A 12,943-nucleotide genomic window follows, 5' to 3' on the forward strand; every position below is an offset into this window, starting at 1 on the left:
TTTTTTACGGTTCTCCAAGTTCCTGTTTCAAATATTGGTACAGCTTTGCATCAGCCTGTTTCAGCGGAAACGCCGCGGTTTTGCAAAGGATGCCGAAGGTTACGCTGATCGGGTCATCGTCGATAAACCGGACAATCGTTCCGGGAGGAGGAGGGGAAACGATGCTTTTCGGAATCAGGGCAACGCCGAGTCCTGCGGCAACATAGTTTTTCAAAGCTGTCATGCTTCCGATCTCCATCGTGTTCATTTGGCTCCCCGGCAGCTCTTGAAACGCGATTTCGACTTTCTTCCGGTAGGTGCAATTGTTGGCCGTAATCAGCAGGCGGTGCTCCCTAATATCTTTCAGATGAATGCGTTCATTGTTTCCGGCGGGGTGTCCCTCAGGGAGCAGCACTACGAGTTCTTCAGCATAAAGCGGTTCAAAATAAAGATCTGTTCCCATTGCCGGAGTCGAACAGACGGCAAGATCCAGGCTTCCTTGAACCAGCCGTTCCCCCAATGCCGACGAGTTGGCGATATCAACGGAAACCCGGATCTTCGGATAATCCGCTAAAAATCTCCCCAAAATCTGGGGCAATTCACAGCTCGCGATCGGTTCGACCGCTCCAAGGCGGATATTTCCCCCCTTCGCCAAGCAATAAGTCGGCCATATGATGTTGAAGGTGATCTATATCCTTGACAATATGTCTGCTTTCTTCAAAAAAAAGCCTGCCGGCTTCAGTCAGACGGAATGTTTTCCCCCTCTCGAGCAAACGAATGCCGAGGTCTTCCTCGAGCTTTTTGATTTGCATTGTGACCGTGGACTGCGCATAATTCAGTTCTTCAGCCGCGCGGTTAAAGCTTCCGCAAGCCACGATTTTATGAAACGTCTTTAACGTTTTGAAATCCATCCCATCACCTCAAGTTCAATAAAATTGAATGAAACCTTCAAATGATTCAATTATACAAAATGATATAACCGTTATACACTATTAAACAATACAAAGGAGGAATGAATATATGCCATTTGTCAGGATGGATCTTTTAAAAGGAAGATCAAAGGAAGAGCTTCGCCGGATCAGCAGATCAGTTCACCAGGCGATGACGGAGGCGATCGATGTTCCGGAAGACGATTATTTTCAGGTCATCACCCAGCACGATGAGGAAGAGTTCTTTTTCGATCCTAGCTATATGAACATCAAACGGACGAAGGATTTGATTTATATTCACATCACAATGAAAGAGAGACCGATCGAAAAAAAGCTGGCTCTGTACCAACGCATTGCAGAGCGTTTGCAAAAAAACGCCGGCATCCGCCAAGAGGACGTCATGATCATTGCAGCCGAAAACGTGAAAGAGAACTGGTCGTTTGGGAATGGAACAGCACAGCTTGCATCAGTTGAAAGGGCGTTGAAAAATGGAAATGAAAAATAAAACAGCCCTTGTCACAGGAGGCGGCACAGGGATCGGCAGAGCGGTATCGCTCTCTTTGGCAAACCGAGGGGCAGCGGTTGTTGTCAACTATTCGCGTTCCAAAGCGGAGGCTGAAGAGACGGTTGGAATGATTGAAAGTCAAGGCGGCCGCGCGCTCGCGGTGAAAGCCGATGTTTCTAAGATCAGTGAAGTTCAAGACATGTTTGATCGGGCGGTGGGCGAGTTCGGTACCGTCGATCTGCTCGTCAACAATGCAAGCATCACCAGGCATATCGAGCTTGATGACTTGGAAGGGGCTTCTGAAGAAGTCTGGGATGAACTGTATGCGGTAAATGTCAAAGGGATGTTTAATTGTGCGAGAGCGGCGGCACCTTTTATGAAGCGAAATAAACAAGGCGCCATCGTAAATGTCGGCAGCATCGCCGGGCTTACCGGTTCAGGCTCTTCGTTACCCTATGCCGTATCAAAAGCGGCGGTCCACGGTCTGACGAAATCATTGGCGCATGCGCTTGCTCCTGATATTAGAGTCAGCTGTGTGGCACCGGGCGCGGTATCAACGAGATGGTGGGAGGGGAATGAAGAGAAAATGAAGCGGCTCAGCCAAAAGCTCCCGCTTGAGCGGATAGCGGAACCGGAAGATATCGCCTTGCTCATTTGTGCGCTGCTCGAACAAGAAACAGTTACAGGCCAAATCTTAACGGCTGACTGCGGTCAAACATTATAGCGATTATAAGCCTATTATCCTATTTCTATATGAAACCATTTACCTTATGATAAATCATATCGAAATAGAAAAAAGAGGGAAGAACGTATGAGGCGTTTACAATCGTTAGAAGCCATTGAAAAAGTAAAAAACGGGGATTATCATGTTTTGCGGGATGCCGAATGGCTGAAGTATCTCGTTTTAACTGAAGAGCAAAATATCAACCTGGAGCGGATTTCTTCGCTAGAGAACATGCCTCAGAATCCCGTTTTTCTTTATGTTGAACAGACGCTCTCTATTTTGGAGAAAGCTGACATTCCTGAGCTGGAAAAAGAAATCATTGAAGAGGTTCTCATATGGAGTGAAGCGGCTAAGTGCGGCCAGCCTCATAAAAGAAAGGAATGGCGTGAAAAAGGTTTTCAGCTTGCGATCCATAATATCGGGTCGGCGCAGATTTATGCTGATCGAAGACAGGCGTACATGCCGGAACGGCAGGATATTGAAGAACTCATCCATATTTTGATTGTGACGCATGGACTCGTCGGACAGTATATCCGCGGGGAAACAAGGTATCGCCAATTCACTCCTCTTATCGATTGGATTGAAACATCTGAACTTCAGCACATCGATATCAGGCGGGTTCTATACGTGCTGAACAAATGTATCATTGAAGCGGTATCGCCGGCGCTTTGGGATTCGATAGAACGAGACGTGAACCGGGTAATCGGCCAAATCTGCACAGGAGAAAGAAATAAAGACTGGCCGTTTGCGGAAAGGATCAGAAAACTGCGGGGACAAGCGCTCGATTCCGGTGAAGACAGCAGCCGGTACGAGCGGTTTTTGAGGGAGCATTCGGCGGAAGATACGCTGAGACGCTTCTTTCAGCGGATTGATTTATGGTATGTGGAATCCGCCTTGTCATCATTCAGTTTTGAAGAGTTTGTCAAAATCTTTCTGCTCGTGCTTCGTTCTGTCAACCCTTTATCAGTCAAGCACATCAGCTTTGAGCCGCTGATGAAGGACATGTACCGTGATTACCAGGGTGTGAGGCATATAAATGTTTATAAAAAACGAATTATCGAAGCGTGCTTAAAAGAGATGTCGATCAGCGATTTGCTTTACGGCGAGGTGCCTGTAAATGAACACGTTTCGCTTGCTGTTCAGCCGTTTGATCAGGCTTCTGAGATTGTCGGCGTCACGTTTTCATTTTCGCAGGCAGGACTGAAGCTGATTGAATTTTGCCAGGAAGCGGAGAAATCGCCTTTATATGAACGGGCGATCGTGCTGCTTTATGATTTTTTTGAGTTTCGCAAGGATTCGTTTGACCGGCTGCAAAATGAAGCGGCTTATCTGTCTGATATGAACGGTGCTGAAGATTATAAAAAGAAGATTGCCGATTATGCCGTTGGAGAAAGAATGCTCGACATCGGAGCCGGAGGCGGCGTGATGCTTGATTTGCTGACAGACCAGCATCCAGAAGCAGAGGTCATCGGAATCGACCTTTCCGTCAATGTCATTGAGGAGCTCCAAAAAAGAAAAGTGCGCGAACATAAGCCCTGGCATGTGAAACAGGCTGATGCATTGGACCTGCCTGAGTACTTTGAGCAGGAAAGCGTCGACACCATCGTATTCTCATCGATATTGCACGAATTGTTTTCATACATTCCGTATGAAGGGAAAAAATTTAATCATCTCGTCATTGCCCAAGCGTTAAAAAGCTCCTTTGACATTCTGAAGCCGGGAGGCAGAATCATCATCAGGGACGGAATCATGACCGAAAACAAAGAGGAAACGCGGCGGATACGGTTTAAAGACCCGGATGGAATGGATTTCTTGAAGCGGTATGTCCATGATTTTAAAGGGAGAAAGGTGCAAATGCTTGAGGCTGAGAAGGACGCGGCTGTACTGTTTGTGAATGATGCAATGGAATTCCTCTATACATATACATGGGGAGAAGAAGCCTATCCGCATGAAGTGCAGGAGCAGTTCGGCTATTTTACGCCGTCTGAATTCCGCCGCTGTATCGAGAAAGAATTAGGGGAACGTGCGAACATTCTGGTGTTCGAACACTATGTGCAGGAAGGATATGAAGAACACCTTTACCCTAAAATCGAGCTGACAGACCGGCTCGGCCGGCGTGTGCCGCTGCCGGACAGCACTTGTTTTATTGTAATTGAAAAAAAGCACCTCTAGGGTGCTTTTTTTAGTTGTTGCTTTTAAGGAAGCTTGAGAAGTATTGTTCGGTCTTGTAATTATCAGCATCAATTTTCCATTTGTCATTTTTTGATTTTTCAAGTTTGACTTCAACGGTTTTCTCACTTGAAGTCGCCTCTGCTTTTTTGATTTCTTCACTCATGATGTCAATCGCAGGATTGATCAATTCATCTCTGGACATGAAGTCTTTGCCGCTGTCTTTCACATAGTCTTCCAGTCTTTTCTTCACTTTCTTTTGGACATCTGTATTATCGATTGGCGTAACGGTTGCCTCAACAGTTGCTTCATCGCCTGAAATTGATTTTGTAACTGCTTTGACTTGAGATTTTTCTTGATAGGCGTTTTGGATGGCGCTGATCAGTTTATTCAATTTCTTTTTATCCACATCTTCTTCATCATAATATCCTAAAGAGCGAACGATAGATTTTTGAGCGCCTTCAAGGTAATCGGTAACGACTTCACGTTTGTTTTCGTCGACCAGTTTATCAAAGTTATTATTGTCTTTGCCGAAAATCGTTACGTCTGTGTAAGCTAGCAAAGCTTTTGCCGGATCTTCAAGTTTTTTGGCCGTTTTCAGCAAATCGTCGCTGCCGCCGTCGATCTCGAATTTGACAGGATCGGCTTTATTTTCACCGTACATGTCAGGTGTGTATTCAAGCTGAAACTTTTTGCCTTTTTCAACGATGTAATAGATATTTCCGTCGACTTCTTTGTCAGAATTCAGCGTCGAAGAGCGAAGCCTTTTGTTTCTTTCATCATATACGCTGACGTCCGACATTTTTGAGTCGCCTTCGTAAAGGCTGAATTGGCTTTTATCAACCATTAATGGTTCTTTCCCTGTATTTTTCACGGAAACATTGATCTTTAGTATAAGTTCATTTTCGTGCAGGTTTGTTGATGAATCATCAGGAAGCGTATATTCGGAGCTTAGGATTTTAACTTCTGCATTATCTGCTTTTTTCGTATCTTCTTTCTCTCCGCTCGCGCTTTTGCTGCCTCCGCAGGCTGTTGACACGACTGCTACAATCATCAAAAGCATCATCAGAAAAAACTTTTTACTTCGCATGGTCTGTCTCCTTTTTTATTATTTTTTTCAATGTTATGTAAATGAAAAGAATGAGGCGGCCAGGGCATAAAGGCCCTTCATCGGGACAAATCTTACTCAAGTCCCGGTCATTTCATTTATCTAACAGTGAAAATTTGATTATAATTCTTCCTTTTTCCTTAGTTTCTTTAAAAAAACAGAAACAACATCACTCATTTTAAGGTTTGAAGAATCATTAATAAATAGGTGTTAAATACTAATTTTGGTCAATGATTTGCAGGATTAGGCATGTTTTCAAACTTTGGATAGTAAGAAGAGACTAAAACTAATGACATGCACTTCGGTGCATTTAATTGATGTTTATCCATTTTTTACTTTAGATCCTGGTCAGATCAGGTTAAAAATATAAGTATTTTGTTTAGGAGACGCCCTTATGTTGGTGAATTTCAAATTTGGGCCATAGTGAATAAAAAGTCCCGTTTTCGGGTTTCCTTAACCTGAGCTTAAAATTTAGTAGATCAATTGTCTTAGAAACGGCGGTTTTGATGGTGTAAGGCTTTTCTATAGTCAGAGAGATGGAGGCATATATGGGGGAATGCAGCCGGGGGCACCGGCTGCATATTGTGGACCGGATGTTTACTTAATACCAATTATCATAGCGATAACAATCGCAGCGGCGCCGATGATAATCCAGCCTGCGATCAGCTTCCAGACAAACTTGACCCAGCGTTCATAAGGGACGCCTGCGATTGACAGTGAAGCCAGCAATACGCCGGAGGTCGGGATGATTGAGTTGGTGATCCCATCTCCGTATTGATAAGCGAATACGGCAATCTGACGTTCGAATCCCAATAAATCGGCCAGAGGCGCCATAAGCGGCATCGTTGTGGCTGCCTGTCCGCTTCCGGATGGAATAAACGTGTTAATCGCGATTTGTACGGCGAACATGCCGATGGCGCTGATTTCATTCGGAAGCGAGCTGATTGCTGAAGCAAGGCTGTTGATGATCGTATCGATAATATGTCCGTTTTCCAATACGATGACGATGGCACGGGCGAAGCCGACGATCAGCGCTCCGTATACAACCTGTTTCATGCCGTCGACAAACGAATGGAAGGTGTTGTTGATGCCGCGTCCTCCCGCAAGACCGGCGGCAAAGCCGATGATGAGAAAGCCGGCCGACAGCTCGCTTAAAAACCATCCCCATTGAAAAACACCGAACATATTGATGCCGAAGCCCAATGCTGTAATCAGCAGGACGAGGCCGTGTCTTCCGGTGAAGGAAAGATCAGCGTGTCCTGAGGCTGTCTCTTCATTTATCTCTGTTTCGCTTCCATACATCAAACCGGTATTCGGGTGCGCTTTGACTTGTTGAGCATAACGCATGACATAAAAAATGGAGAAACCGAGCATGGCGGCATAAACGGCCAGTCTATAACCGAAGGCGCTAAACACCGGGACTTCCGCAATTGTCTGTGCAATTCCGACTGTGAACGGATTCAACATGCCGCCGGTGAACCCTGCAGCCGCGCCTAGAGAAATCATCGCCAGCCCTGTCATTGAATCATAGCCAAGCGCTCTCGCAACAGCGATTCCGATCGGAATAAAAATAATCGTCTCTTCAGACAAACCGATCGTTGCGCCTCCGATGGAAAAGACGAACATGGTGACGGGGATCAGGAGGAAGCCGCGTTTCTTCAAGCGCTGCACGAGCACATGGACACCGGCGCGAATCATACCGGTCTGATGGATGATGCCAAAAGCTCCGCCTATTAAAAAGATATAAAAAATAATATCCGCCGATTGAATCATGCCCTCCGGTATGGCTTTAAACATCTCGAAAAAACCGACCGGACCTGCGTCAGTCTGCTTGTAGCTCCCTTGTACGATAACCGTTTGGCCGTCTTCTTCAACCCGCTTAAATTCTCCTGATGGAATGAAGTATGAAGCCAGTGCAGCTAAAATGATAATGAAAAAAATCAAAGCATAAGTATGTGGGAAGTGCAGTTTTGTTTTCTGTGGGGTGCCATTGCTCATTCCGTTCGTCTCCTTTATAATGTATTAATATTCAGATAATTATATATTTAAACATTTTGAGGATATGAGCTTTACTTTGTCAACCCTGGAAAAAACTTTCGGTAATCGAGAAGGGAGAACCGTTATGAAAAAACAAATTGAGAAAGAGATCGAAAATATTCGTGAAGAGCTGCTGCATATCAGCCAGTATATAGGCAATCATCCTGAACTGGGGCACGAAGAATTCAAAGCTTCAAAGATTCTGTCCGAGGAGCTGAAAAAACACGGTTTTCAGGTGGAATTAGGCACATGCGGCCTTGCGACGGCGTTTACGGCCGAGTTTGACAGCGGCCGTCCCGGTCCTTCCATTGGATTTATGGCTGAATATGATGCATTGCCTGACCTTGGCCATGCCTGCGGGCACAATTTGATCGGCACGATGGCGGTCGGCGCCGCAATCGGCGTCAGCAAAGTGATTGCATCGTGCGGAGGAAAAGTGTATGTTTACGGAACTCCTGCGGAGGAGACGAAAGGCGGAAAAGTAACCATGGCCGAACAAGGGGTTTTTGATCACTTGGACGCCGCTATGATGGTTCATCCGTATTGCAGGCATGAAAAAAGCGGGACATCGCTGGCGATGGATGCGATCCAATTCGAATTCTTCGGAAAGGCTTCTCATGCGGCGGGAGCACCTCACGAAGGAATCAATGCGCTCGATGCCGTCATTCAGACATTCAACGGCATTAATGCGCTCAGACAGCACATTCTCCCTGATGCCCGGATTCACGGGATTATTCCGGAGGGAGGGAAAGCGGCGAATGTTGTGCCGGATTACGCGGTTGCCCAGTTTTACGTCAGAGGAACGGAACGCGCTTATGTCAATGAACTGCTCGATAAAGTGAAAAATTGTGCAAAAGCGGCCGCACTTGCGACCGGAGCCCGGCTTGAGAGCTCTTTTTATGAGCTGTCTTACGATGATTTGAAAACAAATGAAACGCTGTCAGACGCTTTTACACAAAACATGATCGAGTTGGGCGTCGATCCGGATTCGATTCATGAAAAAGCGGACGGAGGAGGTTCGGTTGATATGGGGAATGTCAGCCAGATCGCGCCTTCCATTCATCCTTATGTGCAAATTTGCGATGAGCCGTATGCGTGCCACACACCCGAGTTTCGTGAAGCGGCCATGAGCAGCCGGGGGTTCGAAGGCTTGATGCTCGGCGCAAAATCTATGGCATTCACCGCATATGATGTGCTCATCAATGAAGAGCTGCTGAAAAAAATAAAGGAAGAATTCAACCTTTTAAAGGCGCTGGCCTAAACGGATGATCCGAAAACGATCAAGTCCTGTTTTGATGAATATTGACGAGAAGCCGCCGGGGAGCCCGGCGGCTTCAGCGTGTCGACAAACCCTCGCATTCGTTGTCAGGCCTGCGCGCCGGTGCCTAGGAATTACAAACATTGGCTGTTCTAGACTGCAAGGATTGCGTTTCACGCTGAAAAGATGACAAAATCCCAAAACTAACAGTCGTTTACAGGTCGAGCGATAAGCGGATCATATCGATGCAGCGCATGCCGTTTTCGTATATCGGCTTCTCGTAATGTCTCAGGAAAAAGTTCCGGTCGATGCCGGTGATTCTAAATCCGCATTTTTGATAGAGCGCCAGCTGACCGATGCTTGAATTCCCGGTTCCGATTTCAATCGTCTTAAATCCTTGAGCTTTCGCTGTTTCAATCGCATGCATAACCAATTGTCTGCCGATTCCTTTTCCCTGCAGATCTTCTTTGACGGCGATATTGACGAGCTCTGCCGTTTCAGGCCTCGTCGGCAGCAGCACATAGACACCGGCAATCCGGCGGTCGATTTCGGCTGTATAGCACTGTCCCCGTTCGAGGTAATCGTTAACCAGTTTTTCGGAAGGGTCTGCCGTCAACAGCAAATCAAGCGGCGGCTCATGTTCTGGATGCAATCTCCGAATGTTCATTTCACTCATCTCCTTTTGATCTAAACAGAAATCGTTGAAATCCCCAAAAGGCTCATGCACAATAGTAAGCACAAGCGAACAGTAAAGTGAGGTACTGATATGAATATATCTGACTATGTAAAGCATGACGCGGTTGCTTTATCTAAGCTTATCAAACATGGGGAAGTAACGGTCAACGAATTAATCGACGCTGCTTTTTCCCGTCTTGAAGAAGTCAATCCAGAACTGAATGCAGTCATTCGGACAAGAAAAGAGCAGGTCAAAATTGAATCCAAACAGCTTGACATCAGACACCAGCCGTTTGCCGGGGTGCCGATTCTTTTAAAGGACATTTCCCAAGCGTTGAAAGGGGAGCCTCTCACAGCCGGCGCCAAGCTGCTTTCATCTTATAAACCAAAGCGCGATTCGAATTTCGTCGCGAAATTGCGCGGCGCCGGTTTTTTATTTCTCGGACAGACGAATACACCCGAATACGGATTAAAAAATATTTCTGAGCCTGAATTGTATGGGCCGTCGCGAAATCCTTGGAACACTGATTATTCACCCGGGGGTTCAAGCGGCGGTTCTGCGGCTGCGGTGGCGGCCGGAATCGTTCCACTTGCAGGGGCAAGCGACGGGGGAGGCTCCATCCGGATACCGGCTTCCTTTACCGGACTATTCGGTCTGAAACCGACCCGGGGCAGAACGCCTGTAGGACCGGGCGCCGGACGGCAGTGGCAGGGGGCATCGATCGATTTTGTGCTGTCCCGTACGGTCAGGGACAGCGCGGCGCTCCTGGATATTCTGCAAACCATTCAGCCTGAAGCCGCTTTTCAAACGCCTTTATTTCCAGGTCAGTATGAAGAGGATATGAAAAAAGGGCTGGAGCGCCCTTTGAAAATCGCATTCTCTGTAGAATCACCCGTCGGAACGCCTGTCAGCGATGAAGCCAAACAAGCCGTCCGCCGCACCGTTCGATGGCTGGAAGCGCAGGGACACCATGTCGAAGAGCAGACGAACGGCGTTGACGGAATCCGGTTAATGGAGAACTACTACTTAATGAACAGCGGTGAAATTTCCGCGATGATTCTTGGAATGGAAAAAACGCTTGGAAGAGCGATCACTGTTCAGGACGTTGAAATTGTCACATGGGTGCTGAATGAAGCAGGCAAAAAAGTGTCGGCAGCCGAATTTACAGCAAGCCTTGCTTCCTGGGATCGAGCAGCTGCACAAATGGCGGCGTTTCATGAGACCTATGATCTGTATGTGACCCCGGCAACGGCTTACCCCGCTCCAAAGGTCGGCGAGCTCACCCATACCGAAAAAGAAGCCGAAGCTCTCCTGAAAGTGAGTGAGCTGGAAAAAATCGAGCAGCAGTCGCTGATTTATCAAATGTTTTTGAAAAGCTTGACATATACACCATTCACACAGCTTGCCAACTTAACCGGACAGCCTGCAATGAGCGTCCCGGTCCATCTGACAAATGAAGGTTTGCCGCTGGGTGTTCAAGTGACGGCTCCGAAAGGAAAGGAACATTGGCTGCTGCGCACCGCCCATTTATTAGAGCAATCAGACTTATGGATCGGAATGAAAGGAAATCCAATGCTCGGCAGTCTGTAACCGTATAAGAGAGGACCGCCCGTTAATCAGGCCGGTCTTCTTTTTTATCGTACAGTTTTTCAAGCTCGTCAACCAATGTTCCGACATACGTCACAGCCCGGCGGATCGGCTGGTCTGTCGACATGTCGACACCGGCGTGTTTCAACAAGTCCAGCGGCTTCATGGTACCGCCTGCTTTTAAAACGTTCAGCCATCTGTCTACGGCAGGGCGGCCTTCTTCTTTGATCTGTTGCGAGACGATCGTCGATGCTGTCAGCCCGGCAGAATAGGTGTAAGGGTATAACCCCATGTAATAGTGTGGCTGACGCATCCATGTTAAGCTTGCTCCTTCATCAACCTTAACTCCGCTGCCCCAGAATTCGGAGAGCACGGCGCTAGTTTGCTCAGACAGTACGGAAGCGGTAAGTGCGTGCCCCTGTTCGGCGAGCTCATAGACTCTCCGCTGATATTCCCCCTCAAGCAGATGGGTGACGAAATTGTGGTAATACGTGCCCATCAGCTGGTTGATGACCCAGCGCTTCATTTTCGGATCATTTGTTTTGGAAAACAAATGCTGAGCGAGAAGCATTTCGTTCATTGTAGAAGGCGCTTCAATGAAATATAGAGACGGTCTGACATTCATGATGCGCTGCTCTCGGTTGGCAAAGTAAAAATGGCCGGCATGACCGAGTTCATGGGCAAGGGTAAAGGCATCCCGCATCGTATCCGTCCATGTCATCAAAATGAAAGGATGCGCTCCGTACGGACTTGAACAAAACGCGCCCGTTGATTTGCCGATATTGTCAGCGAGATCAACCCACCGCTCAGTCAAGGCGGTTTCCATGACTTCCGTGTACTCCGGCCCCATCACTTGTAAAGCGTCCAAGATCATCCGGCCGGCCTGTTCGTAAGTCGTCTTTGGACTGAAGTCGTGATCGAGCGGAGCCTGCAAATCGCAGAAGCGCATTTCGTCGAGGTCTAATACGCGTTTTTTCAAGGCGGCATACTTGCGCATATGAGGTGCAAGTTCGTTTTTAATCACATCAAGCTGGTTGCGGTACATTTCGAGCGTGACGCTTTGCGGCTGAAGAAGCATATGGGTGACGGATTCATATCCGCGCAGCCTTGACATGCTGACCTGTTTTTTGACCTCTGTTTCATAGATGGCGGCGATGGTGTTTTTGTATGTTTGCAGGGTATTGGTAAAGGAGTCGAATGCGGTTCTGCGAATATGCGTATCAGGAGAGAACATGTATTTTCCTTCATATAACGCGAACGAATTGGCGAGTGTATTGCCGTTTCGGTCCTGAATCGGGGAAAATTGCATATCCGCAAGCTTCGCCATCCCGAAAATTTTGTACGGGGCATCATGTATTTCGCCTAAAACGGCTAGCGCTTCCTCTGTTTCGGGAGCAAGTTTATACGGCTTGAGTTCCATTATCTCCGTCAGCATTTTGCTGAAAGGCTCCAGTCCTTTCTCGTTTTTTATGTACGTCTCCACTTGATTTTCGGGGAATTCAAGAATTTCCGATTGGATAAATGAAAGCCCGGCGTTTATTTTTGCTTGCAGCGCGGCCATCCTTGAAGCATCAGCTTGGTTGACGGGGTTTGTCAAATCTTCGGACTTTCTGAGGTGAGTATAGGCGGCGGCCCGGACTAGGCGCTTCAGCAGTATCTCCCGCAGCGATAAACAATCCAGCAATACGCCGGCTCCTTCATGCAGCCTTCCTTTAAATGAGCCGATGGATGCGAGATCTTCCTCAATTTTCACAAGTGCGTCTTCCCAAGTTTCATAAGAAGAAAATAAATCAGTAAGATTCCAAGTCAGTTCCTCCGGCACCTCACAGCGCTTTGGTCTTTTTTCTGCCACTTTTTCCAATGTGCAGCCTCCCCTTGAAAATATTTCGTGTTTCTAATTAATTATATAAAAGACGGCAGCATAATGAAATAAAAAACGACGGCTTCTAAAGAAACCGTCGCAAACCGTCT

Annotated in this window: 9 protein-coding genes and 1 pseudogene; 5 read left to right on the forward strand and 5 right to left on the reverse strand. The window is 47.2% G+C overall.

All coding sequences use genetic code 11. The features are described 5' to 3' along the window. Positions 1 to 4 precede the first annotated feature (4 nt). Positions 5 to 890 (reverse strand): annotated as a pseudogene (locus tag H7F26_RS07815) (LysR family transcriptional regulator). A gap of 109 nt (positions 891 to 999) precedes the next feature. Here H7F26_RS07815 and H7F26_RS07820 point away from each other — a divergent pair. The 3 genes from H7F26_RS07820 (at position 1,000) to H7F26_RS07830 (ending at position 4,309) form a co-directional block, all read left to right on the forward strand. Beyond that, positions 1,000 to 1,413, forward strand: coding sequence for a tautomerase family protein (locus H7F26_RS07820; RefSeq protein ID WP_003178639.1), 414 nt, complete (start codon positions 1,000 to 1,002; stop codon positions 1,411 to 1,413). Beyond that, the gene (locus tag H7F26_RS07825) at positions 1,397 to 2,137 is read left to right on the forward strand and encodes an SDR family NAD(P)-dependent oxidoreductase (RefSeq protein WP_003178641.1); all 741 of its coding nucleotides are present in this window, start codon (positions 1,397 to 1,399) and stop codon (positions 2,135 to 2,137) included. The genes H7F26_RS07820 and H7F26_RS07825 overlap by 17 nt, the downstream gene beginning before the upstream one ends. Before the next feature lie 87 nt (positions 2,138 to 2,224). Continuing rightward, positions 2,225 to 4,309 (forward strand): class I SAM-dependent methyltransferase, encoded by a 2,085-nt coding sequence (locus H7F26_RS07830; RefSeq protein WP_003178642.1) that lies wholly within the window; start codon positions 2,225 to 2,227, stop codon positions 4,307 to 4,309. Between the two features lie 10 nt (positions 4,310 to 4,319). On the opposite strand, the gene H7F26_RS07835 is transcribed toward H7F26_RS07830, so the two are convergent. Both H7F26_RS07835 and H7F26_RS07840 read right to left on the reverse strand, forming a co-directional pair. Then, the gene (locus tag H7F26_RS07835; RefSeq protein ID WP_021838069.1) at positions 4,320 to 5,396 is read right to left on the reverse strand and encodes a DUF4352 domain-containing protein; all 1,077 of its coding nucleotides are present in this window, start codon (positions 5,394 to 5,396) and stop codon (positions 4,320 to 4,322) included. Between the two features lie 615 nt (positions 5,397 to 6,011). Next, positions 6,012 to 7,412, reverse strand: a complete 1,401-nt coding sequence (locus tag H7F26_RS07840) for a YfcC family protein (protein ID WP_071583596.1) — start codon at positions 7,410 to 7,412, stop codon at positions 6,012 to 6,014. Positions 7,413 to 7,536: 124 nt separating this feature from the next. Between H7F26_RS07840 and H7F26_RS07845 the strand changes: the two genes are divergently transcribed. Further along, complete coding sequence (locus H7F26_RS07845; RefSeq protein ID WP_003178649.1) at positions 7,537 to 8,712, forward strand: M20 family metallopeptidase; 1,176 nt, start codon at positions 7,537 to 7,539, stop codon at positions 8,710 to 8,712. A 211-nt stretch (positions 8,713 to 8,923) separates the two neighbouring features. On the opposite strand, the gene H7F26_RS07850 is transcribed toward H7F26_RS07845, so the two are convergent. Continuing rightward, positions 8,924 to 9,376, reverse strand: coding sequence for a GNAT family N-acetyltransferase (locus H7F26_RS07850; RefSeq protein ID WP_009330265.1), 453 nt, complete (start codon positions 9,374 to 9,376; stop codon positions 8,924 to 8,926). A 99-nt stretch (positions 9,377 to 9,475) separates the two neighbouring features. On the opposite strand from H7F26_RS07850, the gene H7F26_RS07855 reads away from it, so the two are divergent. Then, a complete protein-coding gene (locus H7F26_RS07855) occupies positions 9,476 to 10,975 on the forward strand; it encodes an amidase (RefSeq protein ID WP_003178655.1) in 1,500 nt (499 codons plus the stop codon). Positions 10,976 to 10,997: 22 nt separating this feature from the next. On the opposite strand, the gene pepF is transcribed toward H7F26_RS07855, so the two are convergent. Beyond that, complete coding sequence (gene pepF, locus H7F26_RS07860; protein WP_011197518.1) at positions 10,998 to 12,833, reverse strand: oligoendopeptidase F; 1,836 nt, start codon at positions 12,831 to 12,833, stop codon at positions 10,998 to 11,000. Between the last annotated feature and the right edge of the window lie 110 nt (positions 12,834 to 12,943).

Source organism: Bacillus sp. PAMC28748, assembly GCF_014250415.1.
In the GTDB taxonomy this organism is placed as follows: domain Bacteria; phylum Bacillota; class Bacilli; order Bacillales; family Bacillaceae; genus Bacillus; species Bacillus licheniformis.